Here is a 20,669-nt window from a genome sequence, read left to right on the forward strand (position 1 = left end):
AATCACATTCTTTTGATAATACAAATATATCTCAGGTTGAGAACTTTATCTTTATACTATTTTATGATAGATTTATGAAATTCTCACTCTTATCGAATGCTTTAGACTTTTTTAAATCAAAAAATTACTTTTGCTTTTAACACAAAATAAATTAGCGCTTTAATAATAACGAAAGCATTAAAGCTTATTCATCAATACAAAAGGCAATTATTTTGAATAGAAATAAAGTTTTGACTCCATAAAAAGATACATTTGAATTTTAGATAAAGTTCTAGAACCTATTATTTACCCTTTTTACAAAGTAACGTATTGAAGTAAAAAATGAAAAACACTCTTATTGTAGTATTCTTACTGATTTTTAGTGTGCAACAAATTAAATCACAGACTGTTTTAATTCATAAGACAAAGCAACCCATAGTTATTGATGGTGATTTATCCGACTGGCATTCTCCTTTTTCGCAGCCATTTGTTATTCATAACTCTGAAGAAAAAGCAACACAAACAACCGTTGCGTCTCTCTCTTGGGATAATAATTTTTTATATATCGCTTACAATAGTATCGATTCTGAAATTGTAGGCAAAGCAAGGAATCAAGATTCTCCTCTCTTTGAAACTGATGATTTAGTAGAGATTTTTATTAGTCCAGATGCAAAAGTTAAAAATTACATTGAAATTGGCGTAAATGCTTTCAGCAGTAATTACGATCTGCTTATTCGATGCATTGGAAGTGACTGCGCCAAACGAAAATCTGATTTATCAATTAGTGTAAAAGGATTGCAAACAGCTTCAAAAATTACCGATTCTGGATATAGCGTAGAAATTGCTGTTCCGTTTTCGAGTTTAAACGAAATAACAAATGGCAATTTTAAAACTCCAAAAATTGGAACCATTTGGAAAGGAAATTTATTCCGAATTGACTTCGGACAAACTAAAGAATACCAATCCTTAAAAGCCTATAAAAGCAAAAAATATGGTTTTCATCAAGCAGCCGAGTTCGCAGAATTACGATTTGTGAAGTGATTGTAATGTAAAATGAAAGTCTTTATAGGAATTGTTTTTATGTTGATTTTTGGAACGCGCGGGACGTTTGCGTTATCAATGAGAATTTAATCTAGATTCCCAATTTTTAGGCGAACGTGAAGTGTGAAAGATTCCAATTACCGTTATAGTATCGTTGGTAGTTATATAATGAATTCCATAAGGAAAACGAGTTATAAAAAGAATTTTTACAGATTTGTATCTTTTTTGAAATGAAGAAGGATTTCTAGTAATCTGATTCAAACCAACTTCTAAACAAAGTTCAAAGTCATAAGATAGTCCTTTTCTTTGTTCTTCATACCAAAGAATTGTTTCTTCAATATCCAATAATGCTTCCTTTATAAAATGTACACTGTACATTTATCTTAATGAATCAATATGTTTTTTCACATCTTGCCAAGTAAAATATTCAGCTCTACCTTCCTCGACTTTTTGCAATCGAAAATCTAACTCCGATTTGAGTTCCGATGAAAGATCAATGTCTTTTTTAGAAACACTATCCCATAACTGCTCAACTAAAACAATTTTCTCAGCAGTAGTTATTTTATTTAAATCTTTGATTTCCATTTTATAAAATTACAAAAAAAAAATTCATAATAACCTTAATAAATTATCCTTTATTTACAATATTAGATTCAAATCATCGCTTCATTTCTTCGTGAGTATATGTATTACCGTTAGTAATATCTGTCAGTGCTTTTTGAATAAGTATTTCTTTTCCTATTTTATTTTACATAAAAAAGTCTACATAAAAGTAACAGTAAAGCTTTTTAGCAATTACGATTATTCACTAACTTCAACTAAATTAATATCGATTTGAATTCCGTTCATTAAGGTATATTCTAATTTAACGAAACCATATTTATCGTTATAGAAAGCTACCAGTTTACTTTCGCCGATATTAGATTTTGCAGTTGAATTAATTTTATAACAATCTAAACTTCCAAGACTAGTTTTGATTGCTTCTTTCCCAACAATTACATAAGTGTAATCTAAAAGAAGTCTACCTTTCCATTCTCCCCATTGTTTGTTTGACCAATGATCGCCAATGCTCATCTTGTCAGTCCAAGTGTAACCAACAGGCTTATTTAATTTAATATAAGGAAAGGGACAGGTTTCTAATGCATTCAAAAATCCGATTCTGGGAGGATGAATCCAAACATTCTCTTTATTTTCGACTACTCCAGTTGAACTAAAAAATTTAGGATTGGGTTCAAAATTATAACGGATTTCAGTTTGATTTTTGTTTATCCTTTGAAACATCTTTGGTTTTATAACGGACATTTTAATAGCATCAATTTTATTTTTATCCACTTCATTAGTAGTTAAACTGTCTTTTGTGTTATTGACGAGAAAATATTTGTTTTCATTCTTTTGAATAGAATAGGAATACATAAATGTTTTACCAATTTGATAAATAACATTATTCTTATCTACTTTGCTTTTTTCTATTTTAACTCCATCATATTGCTGCGCCATGCAAAGATTAGAAATTACTAACGCTATAATAAGTAGTTTGTTTATTTTCATTTGAGAAGTTTTAAAAAAGTTGTGAGTAAAGTTAAGTAAATTCTTTCATTATTGCTGAAAATATTATAATGTAAAAAGAAAGTCTTTTTAGGGACTTTCTTTTTTTTAATGACAATTTCGCTTTTCGATTGACTCAAAACAATTGAACTAGCGGGGAAAATCACAAACTCCTTTAAAGCTTACTTAAACATCAATTATGCTGCAGAATCTATCAATTCTAAACAAATTTTAATCAATGAATCGAATGTAGCTTCTCCATCTTGAAACTCTACCATATTACTGACATTTAAACTAGCTCTAATTTTTTCTTTATCTTTTACATAAAATGTTTTTGATACACCATTATGGGTAATTATAAACGATATTTCATCGAATTCACCATGGTTCAAAAAGGAGATTCTGTTTTCGTGAGAGAAATTATCAAATAATTCGACTAAAACATCCTTTATAACTTCACTGTTTACAGCGTTATTTAACTTAATTACACGCTCTTCTCTACCCAAATTCATATTAATGAACTTGTCATTACTTTTTACAGTCGAATCAATTAACCTAAATTCTTTTAAACGACCAAACTTAAAAAAGTTGGTTATTAAATATCTTGAAGGCGCATGTTTTAATTCTAAAAAGAAATTTGATACTCCTTTGGTCCTTATAAAATTATTAAAGGCATTTTCAAACACTACTTTTACTCCATGATTTTCTTTTTTTTGAAAAACAAAGAAACCATATTTTGAATTTTTCGGGACATGAATGAGGTAAAAAAAATCTTTGCTAAAAAGATCTCCCTTTAAAATATCATATTTAAGATGAGATGTTCTACTATCTTTTATTTTCCCATACTCTCCTGTGTAAGCAGAATCAAAATAACCTGTAATTATTCTTTTTTCAACATCTTTATGCTGTTTATTCGCCAAGGAAAAAGTTCTGTGTTTACCCTGTACATCAGTGTAAGATCTAATATTCTTATGGATATGACTACAGAAGTCATTCATTGTTTCTAGCAAATCTTCTTCTTCATTGTAGAAACTTAACACTTGTTGTTCTTTTGATTTATTTACAAGTGTTATTCTGTAAATTGATAAATTTATCATCTTCTTCTTATTTAATAGTTATTAAACTATATAATTAATTAAATACAATGCTTTAACTTACAACTCTTCACGAGCTTTTATTGTGATAATTTGCATTGTGTTGAAAATTTAACTTGGAAAGAAGATTCAATTTATATACTTTTGAGGTATAAAAAAAGTAGGTGAGGCAACCTCATCATCTTTATAATAACTTAATAAAAAATGGCCGCCAAGCTTTTATTATTTAAGTTTTTTCCAAGTTAGGGATTTCGAAAGATTTCCCTTTTTTTATGCGTTTGATTTTCTTTACCTCGGCAAATAGATTTAAGTTATTCTTATAAAAGGCTTCAATTAAGAAGCCTTTTTCATTTTAATATAATTTACGACCCACACATTTCGCAATCGTCTGGATCAGAATTTCTGGCCATTTCGATCATGGTTCTGTATTCTTCAGAACTCATTTCTACTTGAGCAGCAGGAACTGCTACTTGTATCGGTTTAGCTTCTACTTCAATTGGTTCTGCTTTTTTATCATTATTTAATGTAAATTTAATCGCATCAACAGCTGCTTTTGTTCTTAAATAATACATTCCAGTTTTCAATCCAGATTGCCATGCATAGAAATGCATAGAAGTCAATTTAGAGTAATTGGCGTTTTGCATAAACAAGTTCAATGATTGTGATTGATCTACAAAATACCCACGTTGACGTGACATATCAATAATATCTTTCATTGACATTTCCCAAACTGTTTTGTACAATTCTTTCAAATCTTGCGGAATATTCAAATCTTGAACCGATCCGTTATTACGCATTAATTCTTGTTTCAACGTTTCGTTCCATAAGCCACGCTCTACTAAATCATGCAATAAATGCTTGTTTACCACGATAAACTCACCCGAAAGTACTCTTCGTGTATATACATTAGAAGTGTATGGCTCAAAAGCTTCGTTATTACCCAAAATTTGAGACGTTGAAGCAGTTGGCATCGGCGCTACTAATAACGAGTTACGCACACCGTGTTCCATCACTTCTTTTCTTAAAGAAGCCCAATCCCAACGACCTGACAAATCCTCATCTTTCATTCCCCACATATTGTATTGGAATTCTCCTTGAGACATTGGCGATCCTGCGAAAGTAGAATACGGACCTTCTTCTTTTGCCATTTCCATAGAAGCGGTTACAGCAGCAAAATAAAGCGTTTCAAAAATTTCTTGATTTAGCTTTTTAGCTTCATCACTTGTAAAAGGCAAACGCAACATAATGAATGCATCTGCTAATCCTTGCACTCCAAGACCGATTGGTCTGTGGCGTTTATTAGAATTTTCTCCTTCAATTACAGGATAATAATTTCTATCAATAACTTTGTTTAAGTTTCTTGTTACGCGTTTCGTCACCGTGTACAACATGTCGTGGTCGAATTTCTTACCATCCACAAACATTGGTAACGAAAGAGACGCTAGGTTACAAACTGCGATTTCATCTTTAGAAGTAAACTCCATAATCTCTGTACACAAATTCGATGAACGAATAGTACCTAAATTTTTCTGATTTGATTTTCTGTTGACTGCATCTTTATACAACATGTATGGCGTTCCAGTTTCGATTTGCGATTCTAGAATTTTCTCCCACAATTCATGCGCTTTAATGGTTTTTCTACCTTTACCCGCTTTTTCATAACCGATGTACATGGCTTCAAATTCGTCACCATAAACATCATATAAACCTGGACATTCGTTAGGACACATCAACGTCCAGTAACTATCTTCTTGTACACGTTTCATGAATAAATCAGAAGTCCACATCGCGAAGAATAAATCTCTAGCACGCATTTCTTCTTTTCCAGTATTCTTTTTCAAGTCTAAGAATTCGAAAATATCAGCATGCCAAGTTTCGATGTAAATCGCAAAACTACCTTTACGTTTTCCACCACCTTGATCTACATATCTTGCCGTGTCATTAAAAACTCTCAACATAGGAACAATCCCGTTTGAAGTTCCGTTGGTTCCACGAATGTAAGATCCAGTTGCACGAACGTTGTGAATTGACAATCCAACGCCACCCGCTGATTGCGAAATTTTAGCGGTTTGTTTCAATGTATCGTAAATTCCGTCAATACTATCATCTTGCATCGCTAATAGAAAGCAAGAAGACATTTGCGGTTTTGGAGTTCCTGCGTTGAATAACGTTGGTGTAGCGTGTGTGAAGAATTTTTTAGACATTAAGTCATAAGTTTCAATCACTGAATCTAAATCACCTAAGTGAATTCCAACCGATACACGCATCAACATATGTTGCGGACGCTCTACAATTTTACCGTTTATTTTAAGCAAATACGAACGCTCTAGTGTTTTAAAACCAAAATAATCGTAGTTGAAATCTCTATTGTATATAATATGCGAATCTAAAAATTCCGCATTGTCCATAATCACTTTATGCACTTCCTCTGATAATAAAGGAGCGTCTTGACCATTTCTTGGATTCACATAATGAAACATATCGTTCATTGTTTCCGAGAAAGCTTTTTTGGTATTCGAATGCAAATTTGAAATCGCGATTCTCGCAGCTAATTGTGCATAATCAGGATGCGCAATCGTCATCGAAGCCGCAGTTTCGGCAGCTAAATTATCTAATTCTGACGTAGAAACTCCGTCATAAAGTCCTTCAATCACTCGCATAGCTACTTTTACAGCATCTACCAAATCATTTAAACCATAGCATAGTTTTTTAATTCTATCTGTGATTTTGTCAAACATTACAGGCTCTTTGCGACCGTCTCTTTTTACTACGTACATAATTTTTTTGGTTTTTTTAAAACAACAAATCCCTTTGCTGTTTTTAGTTATTTGTTAATCTGATTTTGCCACGAAGGCACTAAGGCACAAAGTTTATTTATGCTTTATGTTTATCTTTTTGTCATAGAGACAAGAAGTTATTTCTACTTGGATTGACTTATTTTTTAGCCACAAAGACACCAAGGCACAAAGATTCTTTATGCTTGAGTAACCTTTTTAGATTGCTACATCACCAAAAAAATAATGAAATTTTCACTTAAAACTAAACCTTACTTTTCTTTGCGGCTTAGCGTCTTTGTGGCTGAATACTAAAAGTCAGCGTCAAAAGATATTTTTTGAGCATCAACATCAGTGTTCATCACACCCGATTTTTGATATTCAGCTACTTTCTTTTCAAAGAAGTTTGTTTTTCCTTGAAGCGAAATCATGTCCATAAAATCAAATGGGTTTGAAGTATTGTATTCTCTATCACAACCAAGTTCCACTAATAATCTATCCGCAACAAATTCTAAATATTGAGTCATCAATACTGCATTCATTCCTATTAAACTTGCAGGAAGTGATTCTGTGATAAATTCTCTTTCAATGTTCAAAGCGTCAACGATGATGCTTCTAATTCTTTCTTTTGGAACTTTATTAATTAAGTGGTGGTTATGCAAATGCACTGCAAAGTCACAATGAACACCTTCGTCACGAGAAATTAATTCGTTAGAGAATGTCAAACCCGGCATCAATCCACGTTTTTTCAACCAAAAAATAGAACAGAATGCTCCTGAAAAGAAAATTCCTTCTACGGCTGCAAATGCAATCAATCTTTCAGCAAAAGAATCTGACTCAATCCATTTTAATGCCCAGTCTGCTTTTTTCTTAATCGCTGGAAAAACTTCTAAAGCATTAAATAAATCATCTTTCTCCGCTTCATCTTTCACGTAAGTGTCAATCAACAAAGAATAGGTTTCACTATGGATATTCTCCATCATGATCTGAAAACCATAGAAAAATTTAGCCTCAGCATATTGCACTTCATTTACAAAGTTTTCTGCTAAATTCTCATTTACAATTCCATCAGAAGCAGCGAAAAATGCAAGAATATGCTTAATGAAATACCTTTCATCATCATTCAACTTATTATTCCAGTCGTTTAAATCCTGAGATAAATCAATTTCTTCTGCCGTCCAAAAACTAGCTTCCATTGATTTATAAAACTCCCATATATCATGATGTTTGATAGGAAAAATTACGAAACGATTTTTATTTTCTTGTAAAATTGGCTCTAGTTGTGTCATTGTATGGATTTATTTTTTTATGCGTTTAATGAATTTTGTAGCTTTTTGAGCTTTACAAAGGTTGTGAAATATTGCGGTAATAAAAAGCCAAACTTATCCACAATCTCCCCTAGTTTTTAACAAAGGAAAGAAATAGATGTGATTTTACGATTTATTACAAAATACTGTATTACAGTGAATTACAAACGTTAAGAAACGCTAAAGCACCGTAAAACATAGGGTTTAGTAAATAAAATAATAAGGTAAAGTTTATTTTTATTTTTGGTTTTTTAAGTCTTGTGCTACTTGCTCTAATTCCATATACCAGTCTTCACCGAATTTTCGAATTAAGGCCTCTTTGACAAACTTATAAACAGGAACTTCTAATTCCTGACCTAAAGAACAAGCGGGATCACAAATGTCCCATTTATCATAATTAACTGCGGCAAATTCCGTAAAATCTTTCACTCGAACAGGATACAAGTGACAAGACACCGGTTTTTTCCAATCGATAATTCCTTGGTTGTAGGCTTGCTCGATACCACATAGCGCAGTTTTACCATCAAACATTACATAAGCACAATCTTTACCGTCAATTAGTGGAGTTTCAAGTTCACCATCTACACCAGTAACCCAAGTTCCTTGCGCTTCGATAGCATCAATTCCTGCTTTACGCAAAAATGGTTTCACTTTAGGATAAATGGTTTCTAAAATCTTTGTTTCCTCTAAACTTAAAGGGGCTCCAGCATCACCGTCAACACAGCAAGCGCCTTTACAAGCGGTTAAATTACAAACAAAATCTTTTTCGAGTAAATCCTCTGAAACTATGGTTTTTCCTAATTGAAACATTATTCTGTAGTGCTTATATAATTAACCGCAAAGGTAATTAAGAATCCCATAACTTAAGGTTTAAAAAACAACTTTAACAAGACCAACTTGCCTGGACTCCTAAAAAATTTAATTCGCAAATTTTATCATGAAACTTTAATTTTAGTCTCTTTGTACCCAATAATTCCCCTTTAAAAATGGATTCAAATTATTTGTAAAAAAATAATTAACGAGTTAAAAAATTCTAAACAAGCAAAATTTTACAAATAGAGTGGTTGTTGCTACTGATATTAATTTGATACTTAATCAAAAAGAGTAACTTTGTAGCAAAAAAAAGCTCATGCTAGGATTAGACATTAAGGAAATTATAACCGTAGGAATGGTTCTGTTTGCAGTAATTGACATTATTGGTTCTATACCAATTATCATCGGATTACGAGCAAAATTTGGACATATCGAATCAGAAAAAGCGTCCTTAGTTTCAGGAGTTATAATGATCACCTTTCTATTTGTTGGAGAAGAGTTATTAAAATTAATAGGGATCGATGTCAATTCATTTGCTGTAGCAGGTTCATTTGTATTGTTCTTTTTGGCTCTTGAGATGATTTTAGGCATTCGTATTTACCGTGATGAAGAAGCCAGTTCCGCCTCTATCGTTCCTCTAGCTTTTCCTCTAATTGCTGGAGCAGGAACAATGACCACTTTACTTTCATTGCGCTCTCAATTTCATACAGCAAACATTATTATCGCCATTGTTTTGAACATAATTCTAGTATATGTAGTACTAAAATCTTCTTCTAAGATAGAGAAAATGCTAGGAAAAAATGGACTTGGTGTGATTAGAAAGACGTTTGGAGTAGTACTTTTAGCAATAGCTGTTAAATTATTCGCTGCGAATGTTAAAGGTTTGTTTGTCTAAAATAAATTTCCCTAAATTTACGCCCTTAAGACCCGATAATAAAACAAATTAGATTCTCAACGAATTTCGTTTGACAATAAAACCATCTACTTGATACTTTTAAAATAATAACACATTATGAAAATTTTTATTAACATATTGGTATTTTTAGCAATTGCTCTAATTCTATTTAATGTTACTTTACTTGATTTTAGAAATCCATTTCAAGGAGATAGTGTAGTTGCATTTATTGGCATTGCAGCTTCTTTTTGTGCGGTTATGATACTTTTGATTTTTAAAATGTCAAAAAGAATTGAAGAAAAAACCAACGGAAAATAAATCCTTATGTTTGATGTTTTAATAATAGGAGGTGGCGTTTCTGGAATGTCATGTTCGCTTATTTTGGGCTCAGCAAAAAACAAATCTTTTGTTTCTGATAAAAAAATAGGCATTTTTACCCATCAAAAAACCTCTTCATTACAAGAAGCATTATTCAACAATGCATACGGAATTCCGAGTGGAAAACTGGGCTCCGATTTATTAAAAGAAAGTACGGGGCAACTCTCAGCAACTCATCCTCAGATCGTACAAATACCTAACGAAAAAGTACTTAAAATTGAAGGAGAGTTTCCCAATTTTACCGTTATAACTAATCGATCAAACTATAACACTAAAATGATCGTTATTGGTATTGGCGCAGCAAATACATTTGCCATCGAAGGCTTGATGCAATATGTAGAACCTCACAAAAAATCGCTCCCAGAAAAACAAAGAATTCAACTCAAAAATGACGATCATAAAGTTGCCGAAGGCATTTATGTAATTGGAACTTTAGCAGGCTGGAGAAGCCAACTCGCAATTGCAGCTGGTAGTGGTGCTGCAGTAGCAACAGACATTCTTACTTTATGGAACAATGAGATACAAACTCATGCTCACGATAGCATAAGATAATTAGAAAGTAATAATTAATTTGCAGTAATGATTTTTCTAACTGTAATATGATTTTCAGTATCCGTTTTCCATAGATCTCCTGTAACAGACACTTGTTCTCCTACTTTAAAAACCTTGTAATTTTCGGGGCCTCCAACATTTACGATACTTAGCGTTGCGTAGATGATTTTATTATTGTTGGTTTTAATTTTAGCAGTATAGCCATCCTTACCAAACTCAACCGCATTTACCGTTCCTTCAATTGCATTTTTCTCTTTCATACCTGCACAAGCGAATACGAAAGCAGTAAGCAGCAAAAGAAAACTTATTTTAAACTTATTCATTAATCGATTATTTTAAAATTGCCTTAATCATTGCATCTTCTTTTAATACAATTTCATAATAATATTTTTCTCCATAAAGTTGTCTTGCAAATTCACCCACCAAATACCGTTGCACTAAAGATTTACTTTTTCCAAAATTCAAGTCCAATCCGTTTCCAAAAATGAACTTTTGAAAAGCATCATAATAAAGATTAGTCTGTTTCATTTTGACTTGAAATTGCTCAAAAGTCAATCCTTTAAAACTACTTCTATCTTTATCCAGTTGCTCGAATACAAAATTTCCTAAAATACCCGACTGCAATAAATAGGCAGTACCTTCATTGCCATGTTCTACTTCAAGAGGGACAAAAACGTCTGGAACAATTCCGCCTCCGCCATAAACAATTTTCCCTTTTTTAGTTTTAAATTTTATTTCTTTTAAAACCTTAATACTATCTTTATCAAACAATTCGCCATTTGTATAACGAGATTCTGATTCTTTAAAATAAGCTTCATTCCCTTTTGTATATGGTTTCTGAATAGAGCGACCCGTTGGCGTATAATATCTAGCAATCGTTAGACGCACTGCAGAACCATCGGAAAAATCCATTTCGCGTTGCACTAATCCTTTTCCAAAAGAACGACGCCCCAAAATTGTACCTCTATCATTATCTTGAACAGCACCCGCAAGAATTTCACTCGCTGAAGCACTATTTTCATTTATCAAAACAAATACATTTCCGTTTTCAAAACTTCCTTTTTCGGTCGCAAAAGTCTTATCTACATTTCCTTTTTTATTTTTAGTAAAAACGATTAGTTGTTTGTTTGGCAATAACTCATCAGCAATTGCAATGGCTTCTTCCATATAACCACCTCCATTATCACGAACATCAATAATTAATGATTTTGCGCCTTGCTGCTTAAGGTTTATTAAGCCGGTCATAAACTCGCTATAAGTAGTTTCGGCAAATCGATTGATTTTGATATAACCCGTAGTAGCGTTTAAAAGCAATGCTGCATCAACACTTTTTATGGGAATAACATCTCTTTTAATTTTTACTTTTAGTTTCTTGCCTTCTGACTTTCTATAAATAGTAAGTTCAATATCAGAACCTACTGTTCCTTTTAATTTAGAAAACAAACTATCACTTGGTAATTTTCGTCCAAATAGTTTTGTTTTATCGGCATACAAAATACGATCTCCTGACTCTATACCTGCTTTTGCAGAAGGACCATCAGCAACCGGTTTTATTACAGCAACGGAATCTTTATACATATAAAAATTGACTCCAATTCCCACAAAATTTCCTTTCATACTTTCTGCTACTTGCAGTTGTTCGCTTGGAGGCATATAAATAGAATGTGGATCTAGTTTAGCTAATATGTTATTGACCGTTAGATCTACTATAGAATCTGTATTAACAGCATCAACATAATCATTATCTATAAAATCGATTAGTTTATTGAGTTTGCTTTTCGAATTGTTTTTTACTAGATATTCTGCTGTGTTTGGGAAATTTAACATACCACCCAGTACAACACCTAAGGCAAGTGTTGCAAAAAAGAGAAGAGGTAAAAATTTTGTATTAAATTTCATTTGATGGTCACATTATTTTAATAGTAACAGCTTTTTTTGGACAACTTTTAAATGACTTCTATTCTTCTAACTCAGGAATATGCTCTACCTCTACTCCTGCTTTTATCAAAAACTGAATGCCAGAATCATCGCGATAACCTTTGTGATACACGACTCTTTTTATTCCGGATTGGTGAATCAGTTTACTACATTCTTTACAAGGCGAAAGTGTAATATATAAGGTAGCGCCTTCACAAGATTGTGTAGATCGAGCTACTTTTAAAATCGCATTAGCCTCAGCATGCAGCACATCCCAACGTGTCAAACCCGCTTCATCTTCGCAACAATTTTCAAAACCAGAAGGCGTTCCGTTATAACCATCTGAAATAATCATTCGATCCCGGACAATAATTGCGCCAACTTGTTTGCGTTTGCAGTAAGACAAAAGACTCCATTCACTAGCAATTCTAAGATATGCCTTGTCGTACTTATTCAATTTCTTTTCGTTCATATTTATCGGTGCCAGATTTCGCTAGCAATAATCATTGGTATAACAACTCCTATTATAAATGCTGACATCACTAAAGTCCAGTCTCTTTTAGAGAATCTAAAAATAGTTTGTACAATATAAGAAAGCACTAAAACTACAAAAACCACTACAATCTGTGCGGCTTCTATACCTAATGCAAATTCACTTAAAGGTAAGATTTTAGAACTTGCAGTACCTCCTAAAATAGACTTAAAATAATTTGAAAAACCCAAACCATGGATTATTCCAAAAAAGAGCGTGATAAAAAATACCAAGTTAATACTTTCCTTCTTGCCGGATTTTCCTGCCGTAAATAAATTGAATAAAGCTGTTATCAAAATAGTTATTGGAATAAGTAATTCGACAACATTTACTTTGATAGCAACTATACCAAAAACAGACAACATCAATGCCATGGTATGCCCAATAGTAAAGAGCGTTACTAATAAAACCACACGTTTCCAATCGCTGAAAGAGAAGGGAACAGCAAGAGCTATTAAAAATAAAACGTGGTCATAGGCGTGTATATCTAAAACGTGTTTTAATCCTATTTGAAAGTAAATCCAAAATTCTGACATTAGTACAATATTAAGTTGATAAAGGGCTGTAAACTTACGATTAATTTTGAAAATGATTGATTTGAATATTTAAATAAACGGAATTGAAAACATATATTTTTAAAAGAAAAAAAATTAAAAATTAAAAAATCAATAAATTTAAAAATAGATTTATCTTTGTGGGTTAAAAAACAAAAACTATGTCATTTTCAGATTTATTTGATAGCGGATTTAAGCAAAGAAACCAAGGTCATTTTTCAGCTATTGTTCGTGTGGCGCTTACTGATGGAAAAGTTTCTCCAGAAGAAAAAGCATTTTTAGACAAACTAGCCATTAAACTTGAAATTTCTCCTGCAGAATATGAAGAGATTTTAGAAAATCCTTTAAATTTTCCAATAAACGCTCCCTACTTACACGAGCAAAGATTAGATCGTTTGTTCGACTTAGTTCGAATGATTCATGTTGATCATCATTTAGGAGACAAACAAGAATTACTTCTTAGAAAAATTTGTATCGCATTAGGTTTTAATATTGATAATGTTGACTACATCGTAAACAAATCATTAAAATTAGCAGATAAAGAAGTTGATCTTGAAACTTTTTTGTTTGAAATGCAAAACATGAATAAATAAAATATAAAAAAAAGCTTCCATTATAATTGGAAGCTTTTTTTTGTGCTGTTTTTATTTTCAGTATTTGCTTAATTTAGCATTTTCCATAAATTCCTCTGCTTTTTCTACCATATTGTAACTTCCGCAGAAAAAAGGAACGCGCTGGTGTAATTCAGTCGGTATGATTTCCATAATACTACCAAAACCATCCGAAGCCTTTCCTCCTGCTTGTTCTACAATAAATGCCATCGGATTACACTCGTACAACAAACGCAATTTACCTTTTGGAGCCTTAGAACTAGTAGGATAAATATAAATACCACCTTTGATCATGTTTCTATGAATATCTGAAACTAAACTTCCGATATAACGAGACGTATAAGGTCTGTCTTCTTCTTCAGTCTGACAATATTTAATGTAATTTTTTACTCCTTGTGGAAAATGAACATAATTCCCTTCATTAATAGAATAAATATGTCCATCCATAGAAAATTGCATATTAGGATGAGACAAATAAAACGTACCAATTGCAGGATTCAGAGTAAATCCATTTACACCATGACCAGTTGTATAAACCAACATTGTAGAAGTTCCGTAAATTACATAACCTGCAGCCACTTGATTAACTCCTGGTTGCAAAAAATCCTCCATTGTTACAGGAGATCCTATTGGTGTTACTCTTCTGTACACTGAAAAAATAGTCCCCAAAGACACATTTACATCAATGTTTGAGGAACCATCTAAAGGATCCATGAGCACTACATATTTATTATTATGGCTTTTATCACTTCCTGCTACGGTAATAAATTCATCATTTTCCTCTGAAGCTATTCCGCAAACAATTTCTCTATTGATTAAAGTTTGAATAAAAACCTCGTTGGCATAAACATCTAATTTTTGTTGATCTTCACCTTGAATATTTTGTTCTCCAGCTGCACCAATGATATCCACTAATCCCGCTTTATTGACTTTATAATTAACCACTTTTGCAGCTAATCGGATAGAGTTGATGATTCTTGACAGTTCTCCAGAAGAATATTGAAATGCATTTTGGTTTTCGATGATAAACTCACCTAGTGTTTTGTTGCGTTCTTTCATTGCGAAATCGTTGTAGTTATTTTGAAGTCACAAATATCGGTTTTTTTGTGAAAATGAATTCAATAATATTTACTTAGTTTATCAGTATTGTATATTTGCTTTCAAAATCACTACTTTATAAGCTCATTAGCTTTGTAAGTACCCACTAAGAACGATAAAAACCAACTATTTATGAATATTAGAAAAGGAAAAGCCGAGGACATGAAAGCTGTTTTGAACCTAATTCAAGAATTAGCAACATTCGAAAACGAACCCGATGCAGTTCAAATCAGGGTTGAAGATCTTGTTCGAGATGGTTTTGGAACAAATCCATTATTTCAAGTTTTTGTTGCCGAAGTAGAAACCGATACTACAGAAACTAAAGAAATTGTTGGAATCGCCTTGTATTATTATCGCTTTTCTACTTGGAAAGGAAAAACAATTCATCTGGAAGATTTAGTTGTAAAAGAAAAAATGCGAGGAACAGGATTGGGCTACGCCTTATATTCTGAAATTTTAAAACAAGGCAAAAAGGATAATGTAAGAAGAGTAGAATGGAATGTTCTGGATTGGAATACGCCAGCAATAGAATTTTACAAAAAATCGGGAGCAAAAATTCTTGATGGTTGGTTAGTTGTACAAATGGACGAAGAAGGAATTAACCATTTTGTTGATTCTAAATTAAAAATTTAAATCCATTGCAAACTAGCATTGTGCATATGGACAAAAAAACATAAAGTTTAAGAACGGTAGAATTAATAGTAATATGAGAGTATTTAAATTTGGTGGAGCGTCTGTAAAAGACGCCGAAGGAATAAAAAATGTCTATGACGTTTTACAAAAAGTGGGCTATGAAGATGTGTTGCTAATTGTTTCTGCTATGGGAAAAACAACCAATGCATTAGAATTGGTTATTAAAAATTATTTTGATAAATCTCCCGAATTAAGTTCGGCGGTTCAAGAGGTAAAAAAATACCACAATCAAATTGTAATGGACTTATTTGAGGACGAAAAAAATGCAGTTTTTGCAGCTGTCAATTCTCAATTTTCCGATTTAGAATATTTTTTAGCAAACAACAAATCTCCTAACTATAATTTTGTCTATGATCAGATTGTTAGCTTTGGCGAATTAATTTCGACTACTATTTTGAGTCATTTTATGACTTTTATGGGTATACAAACACAATGGCTTGACGTTCGCAATTTTATAAAAACTGATGCAAATTATAGAGATGCAGAAGTAGATTGGGAACTGACTCAAAAAAACATATCAAAAAATATAAAAAGTAAAATCCTTAATATTACACAGGGATTCTTAGGCTCCGACGAAAATAATTTTACCACAACATTAGGTCGTGAAGGATCAGATTATACAGCAGCTATTTTTGCTTACTGCTTGAATGCCGAAAGCGTAACCATCTGGAAAGATGTTCCTGGAGTGATGAATGCCGATCCAAGGTATTTTGAAAATGCAAGCTTACTTAATCAAATTTCGTATCGTGAAGCAATCGAACTCGCTTTTTATGGTGCCTCGGTAATTCACCCAAAAACGTTGCAACCTTTACAAAAAAAAGAAATTCCTTTATACGTAAAGTCTTTTATAAATCCTTTATTAAAAGGAACTAGTGTTGCAAAAGGAGTCGATTTAGAACCTCATTTATCTTGCTTTATCGTCAAGAAAAATCAACTATTGATTTCGCTATCCTCTATAGATTTCTCCTTTATAATGGAAGAGAACATTAGCGAAATTTTTGCCTTGTTTCACCGTTTTAAACTCAAAGTAAACCTAATTCAGAATTCTGCCATTAGTTTTTCTGTTTGTGTCGAAGACAAATTCAATAACTTTAATGAGTTGAATGCGATTTTATCTAAAAAATTTAAAGTTGATTTTGAAGAGAATGTTACTCTTTACACCATCAGACATTTTAATGATACCGCAGCACATACTGTTGAAGAAAACAAAGTTGTTTTACTAAAACAAGTAAGCCGAGAAACTATGCAAGTCGTAACTAAGGAAATATAAAACTATTTTTATAGACAAACTAATGGGAATTAAGGAGCAATCTTGATTCCCATTATCTTTTAGGGGAAATTTCTAACTTTACTCCCTAATAAACTCATTCTGATAAAATTAAATTATAAATACTACTTTTGATGCTTTTGAGTAACTGTATTTATGTTTAAAAAATTTCTTTTTTGGCTCACAATAAGTTGTTTTTCTGGGCTTCATGCTCAAGAAATCAATACCTTATACAAAACCAAAAAAATTATTCCGTCCCGCGATACAATTTACATTGAAAAAGAAAGTATTAATTCCAGCTTTTTTAAAATACTCGATTCGGATGGAAATCCCATTGACACTGCTTTTTATCAAATAAACTTTAAAAAAGGGATTCTATTATTTAAAGAAAATAGCCCTTTACAAAGGGATTCCATTACTGTAAAATATTTAAAATTTCCTGATTTATTAACTCAAGAATACAAGATCTATGACTCAAGTCGTCTGGTAAACAATGAGTCGGGATTGGGTAATTTATATAAAATAGAACAGAAAAGTACAAATAAAAACATTCCTTTTGATGGCTTAAATACTTCAGGAAGTATCACAAGAGGAATAACCATTGGAAATAATCAAAATGCAGTATTAAATTCTAATTTAGACCTCCAAATAACTGGAAAAATTTCTGAAAAAGTAAGCCTAAGGGCCTCAATTCAAGACAGCAACATCCCATTACAAGATGGAGGTTATTCACAAAAATTGGATCAGTTCGACAATATTTTCATGGAATTATTTAGTGATAAATGGAATATTCGAGCAGGTGATTTATTCCTTGAAAATAAGAAAACACAATTTTTAAATTTCAATAAAAAAGTACAAGGACTTGCTACAAGCTTCGACTTTGATACCGCCACAAGCAAAACAAATGCATTTGCCTCCGCAGCTTTGGTTCGTGGTCAATATGCTAAAAGTGCTATTATTGGTCAGGAAGGAAATCAAGGCCCTTATAAATTAAAAGGACAAAATGGAGAATTATATGTATTAGTCATTTCGGGATCTGAACGTGTTTATGTAAATGGCACTCAGCTAAAAAGAGGAGACAATAACGACTACACAATCGATTATAATGCTGGAGAAATCATCTTTACACCTTTGTTTACCATTACGTCTGAAATGCGAATTACGGTAGAATACCAGTATTCAGATCGAAATTATACTCGATTTGTAACCTATGCAGGAGCCACGCACGAGAATAACTCTTGGAGTTTTGGTGGTTATTTATACTCTGAAAACGACCAAAAAAATCAACCTTTACAGCAAAATTTGTCGCAAGCGCAAGCAGACATATTAATTAATGCAGGAGATAATCAAAATCTTATGGTCGCGCCTTCAGCCTATGTAGATTCCTACTCTGACAACAAAGTTCTTTACCGAAAATCTGTTTTAAATACTGTTGAAATTTTTGAATATTCAACAGATAAACAAGAAGAGCTTTATAATGTGCGATTTACTTTAGTGGGCGATTTTAAAGGAAATTATAGTTTAACCAATTCAACCACGATCACAAGAGTATATCAATATGTTGCGCCAATAAATGGAATTCCACAAGGAAACTACGAACCAACCGTGCCTTTGGTTGCACCTACAAAGATCCAAGTAGCTACTTTTTTAGGAAAATACAAACCCACTGAGAAAACAGCAATGGATTTTGAAATAGGAATTAGTAACAATGATAAAAATTTATTCTCTTCATTAAATGATGGTGATAATAAAGGATTAGCAGGGAAAATAAATGCCAAACAACGTCTTTTCTCTAAAAAATGGACTTTAGATGCTTTTACAAATTATCAATTTGTCCAAAAGGACTTTACCTCAGTGGAGCGATTGTACACCATTGAATTTAATAGAGATTGGAATTTAGGAACGTTGGGAATTGGAAACCAAAGCCTACTTATTTCAGGCTTAGAATTAGATTTAAATCCAAAAAACAATACCGTTAGCAAAGGAAAAATAAAGTATCAGTTTGAAAAATTAGATTTCTCTGATAATTTCTCCGGAAATCGACATTTATTAGATGGATTTTTTCAACTTAAAAATTGGAATTTCAAAAATCAAAGCAGTTTTCTAAAAAGTAATGGCAGCCTCCTTTCCTCTCATTTTGTTAGAAGTCAATCTCAAGTTCGGTTTCATTTTGATAAAAACTGGATAGGCGCAAGCCTGCGATTAGAGGACAATCAAGAGAAAAATAAGAATACCAATGCATTTTCTGCATTCAGTCAAAAGTTTACAGAATATGGATTTTTTACAGGAAGAGGAGACAGTACCAAAGTTTTTGTAGAATTAGGATATCTAAAACGCACTAATGATAGTTTACAAAAAAGCATTATTCAAAGGGTAAATACCTCTCAAACTTTTCGTTTAAAATCAAGATTAATTCAAAGCAATACGAGTGACTTATCTGTATATGCTAATTACAGGATATTAGAATTCAGTAATGACTCTAGAAAAAAAGAATCGTCGCTAAACTCTAGAATTGTGTACACAGACCGTTATTTCAATCAATTTATTCAAAATACTACTACTTACGAAACCAATTCAGGAAGCATTCCACAGCAAGAATTCACTTATATAGAAGTGCCTATAGGACAGGGAGTTTACACTTGGAATGACTATAACAACAACGGAATTCAAGAGTTACAAGAGTTTGAAATAGCTCCATTTATAGATCAAGCCAAATTTATCCGCGTTTTTTTACCGAATCGATTGTATATTAAAACTCATCAAAATAAATTTTCGCAGTCTTTGACATTAAATCCAATCCAGTGGCAAAATGAGAACGGAATAAAAAAATTCTTATCCTACTTTTATAACCAAACAGCTTTTATAATGGATAGAAAAAACAGGAATAATGGTGCCAACTTTGAATTAAATCCTTTTAGTTCAAGTAATGAAAATGTTTTAGGCTTAAATTCGAGTTTAAGAAACAGCTTGTTTTATAACCGAGGAAGGCAAAATCATTCTGTAACCTACACTTACTTAGAAAGCAAAACAAAAAATCTTCTTTCTACGGGATCACAAGAAGCAACAAATAGTTCCCATCAGTTACAATACAATCATTTATACAAAAAAAGTTGGCTATTCGGATTTTTGATCAAAACTATTCAAACAGCAATAAATTCCGAGAATTATTTAGAAAAAAACTATGAAATAAGCGGTTACCAACTCGCACCAAAAATTAGCTATTTATTTTCTAAAAATATGAGTTGGGATATTTTTTATGAATTACAAAAAAAAGAAAATCAAATAGGCTTATCAGAAAAATTAATTCAAAATCGTTTTGGAACTTCTTTTTCTTATGCGAGTGAATCTAAATTTACCATGAATGGAGAGGTTTCTTTTTACCAAAATAAATTTGATGGAAATGAGTTTTCTTCTGTTGGATTTCAAATGCTAGAAGGCTTACAAACAGGGCAAAATTTGACTTGGAAACTACTAATACAAAGAAATATAACACAGTTTTTAGATATCAACTTAAATTATGAAGGTAGAAAAAGTGAAACCAATTTGGCTATTCATACTGGAAACATTCAATTAAGAGCTTATTTTTAATTTTTTAACATTATATTTAGGAAAAAAGTTA

20 protein-coding genes are annotated in these 20,669 nt (G+C 32.0%); 8 read left to right on the forward strand and 12 right to left on the reverse strand.

Annotated elements, in window-relative coordinates; all coding sequences use genetic code 11:
* Positions 1-321 precede the first annotated feature (321 nt).
* Entirely contained in the window at positions 322-1,020 is a 699-nt protein-coding gene (locus MW871_RS10130) for a carbohydrate-binding family 9-like protein (RefSeq protein WP_188048958.1), read from the forward strand.
* A 75-nt stretch (positions 1,021-1,095) separates the two neighbouring features.
* On the opposite strand, the gene MW871_RS10135 is transcribed toward MW871_RS10130, so the two are convergent.
* From MW871_RS10135 to MW871_RS10165, 7 genes are all read right to left on the reverse strand, one after another.
* Positions 1,096-1,398 (reverse strand): hypothetical protein, encoded by a 303-nt coding sequence (locus MW871_RS10135; protein ID WP_248428428.1) that lies wholly within the window; start codon positions 1,396-1,398, stop codon positions 1,096-1,098.
* Positions 1,399-1,605 (reverse strand): addiction module protein, encoded by a 207-nt coding sequence (locus MW871_RS10140; protein WP_188048960.1) that lies wholly within the window; start codon positions 1,603-1,605, stop codon positions 1,399-1,401.
* A gap of 216 nt (positions 1,606-1,821) precedes the next feature.
* Entirely contained in the window at positions 1,822-2,568 is a 747-nt protein-coding gene (locus MW871_RS10145; protein WP_248428429.1) for a hypothetical protein, read from the reverse strand.
* 194 nt (positions 2,569-2,762) lie between these two features.
* Positions 2,763-3,662 carry a hypothetical protein gene (locus tag MW871_RS10150; protein WP_248428430.1) on the reverse strand — a complete coding sequence of 300 codons (900 nt, stop codon included), beginning with the start codon at positions 3,660-3,662 and terminating at the stop codon, positions 2,763-2,765.
* Between the two features lie 359 nt (positions 3,663-4,021).
* A complete protein-coding gene (locus MW871_RS10155) occupies positions 4,022-6,436 on the reverse strand; it encodes a ribonucleoside-diphosphate reductase subunit alpha (RefSeq protein WP_248428431.1) in 2,415 nt (804 codons plus the stop codon).
* A 308-nt stretch (positions 6,437-6,744) separates the two neighbouring features.
* A complete protein-coding gene (locus MW871_RS10160) occupies positions 6,745-7,722 on the reverse strand; it encodes a ribonucleotide-diphosphate reductase subunit beta (RefSeq protein WP_188048964.1) in 978 nt (325 codons plus the stop codon).
* Positions 7,723-7,977: 255 nt separating this feature from the next.
* On the reverse strand, positions 7,978-8,550 hold the full coding sequence (locus MW871_RS10165) for a DUF3109 family protein (RefSeq protein WP_210644740.1): 573 nt from the start codon (positions 8,548-8,550) through the stop codon (positions 7,978-7,980).
* Positions 8,551-8,869: 319 nt separating this feature from the next.
* On the opposite strand from MW871_RS10165, the gene MW871_RS10170 reads away from it, so the two are divergent.
* From MW871_RS10170 to MW871_RS10180, 3 genes are all read left to right on the forward strand, one after another.
* A complete protein-coding gene (locus MW871_RS10170) occupies positions 8,870-9,448 on the forward strand; it encodes a MarC family protein (RefSeq protein WP_188048966.1) in 579 nt (192 codons plus the stop codon).
* 117 nt (positions 9,449-9,565) lie between these two features.
* The gene (locus tag MW871_RS10175) at positions 9,566-9,766 is read left to right on the forward strand and encodes a hypothetical protein (protein ID WP_210644742.1); all 201 of its coding nucleotides are present in this window, start codon (positions 9,566-9,568) and stop codon (positions 9,764-9,766) included.
* A 6-nt stretch (positions 9,767-9,772) separates the two neighbouring features.
* Positions 9,773-10,378, forward strand: coding sequence for an FAD-dependent oxidoreductase (locus tag MW871_RS10180; protein WP_248428432.1), 606 nt, complete (start codon positions 9,773-9,775; stop codon positions 10,376-10,378).
* 14 nt (positions 10,379-10,392) lie between these two features.
* Here MW871_RS10180 and MW871_RS10185 read toward each other — a convergent pair whose 3' ends face one another.
* The 4 genes from MW871_RS10185 to MW871_RS10200 are packed head-to-tail and all read right to left on the reverse strand — an operon-like array spanning position 10,393 to position 13,363.
* Positions 10,393-10,701: a hypothetical protein gene (locus MW871_RS10185; RefSeq protein WP_248428433.1), complete on the reverse strand. Its 309-nt coding sequence runs from the start codon at positions 10,699-10,701 to the stop codon at positions 10,393-10,395.
* 7 nt (positions 10,702-10,708) lie between these two features.
* The gene (locus tag MW871_RS10190; protein WP_248428434.1) at positions 10,709-12,277 is read right to left on the reverse strand and encodes a S41 family peptidase; all 1,569 of its coding nucleotides are present in this window, start codon (positions 12,275-12,277) and stop codon (positions 10,709-10,711) included.
* Between the two features lie 58 nt (positions 12,278-12,335).
* A complete protein-coding gene (locus MW871_RS10195; RefSeq protein ID WP_248428435.1) occupies positions 12,336-12,767 on the reverse strand; it encodes a deoxycytidylate deaminase in 432 nt (143 codons plus the stop codon).
* Positions 12,768-12,769: 2 nt separating this feature from the next.
* Positions 12,770-13,363 (reverse strand): HupE/UreJ family protein, encoded by a 594-nt coding sequence (locus MW871_RS10200; protein ID WP_188048972.1) that lies wholly within the window; start codon positions 13,361-13,363, stop codon positions 12,770-12,772.
* 179 nt (positions 13,364-13,542) lie between these two features.
* Between MW871_RS10200 and MW871_RS10205 the strand changes: the two genes are divergently transcribed.
* The gene (locus MW871_RS10205; protein WP_210644749.1) at positions 13,543-13,974 is read left to right on the forward strand and encodes a tellurite resistance TerB family protein; all 432 of its coding nucleotides are present in this window, start codon (positions 13,543-13,545) and stop codon (positions 13,972-13,974) included.
* A gap of 57 nt (positions 13,975-14,031) precedes the next feature.
* Here the strand turns inward: MW871_RS10205 and fbp are convergent, their stop codons facing one another.
* Positions 14,032-15,051 (reverse strand): class 1 fructose-bisphosphatase, encoded by a 1,020-nt coding sequence (gene fbp, locus MW871_RS10210; RefSeq protein WP_248428436.1) that lies wholly within the window; start codon positions 15,049-15,051, stop codon positions 14,032-14,034.
* Positions 15,052-15,222: 171 nt separating this feature from the next.
* Here fbp and MW871_RS10215 point away from each other — a divergent pair, with 171 nt between their 5' ends.
* The 3 genes from MW871_RS10215 (at position 15,223) to MW871_RS10225 (ending at position 20,638) form a co-directional block, all read left to right on the forward strand.
* Entirely contained in the window at positions 15,223-15,723 is a 501-nt protein-coding gene (locus MW871_RS10215; protein ID WP_248428437.1) for a GNAT family N-acetyltransferase, read from the forward strand.
* Between the two features lie 73 nt (positions 15,724-15,796).
* Positions 15,797-17,053 carry an aspartate kinase gene (locus MW871_RS10220; RefSeq protein WP_210644753.1) on the forward strand — a complete coding sequence of 419 codons (1,257 nt, stop codon included), beginning with the start codon at positions 15,797-15,799 and terminating at the stop codon, positions 17,051-17,053.
* 153 nt (positions 17,054-17,206) lie between these two features.
* On the forward strand, positions 17,207-20,638 hold the full coding sequence (locus MW871_RS10225; RefSeq protein ID WP_248428438.1) for a hypothetical protein: 3,432 nt from the start codon (positions 17,207-17,209) through the stop codon (positions 20,636-20,638).
* The last annotated feature ends 31 nt before the right edge of the window (positions 20,639-20,669 follow it).

The sequence above is a fragment of the Flavobacterium pygoscelis genome, assembly GCF_023162025.1.
GTDB lineage: Bacteria > Bacteroidota > Bacteroidia > Flavobacteriales > Flavobacteriaceae > Flavobacterium > Flavobacterium pygoscelis.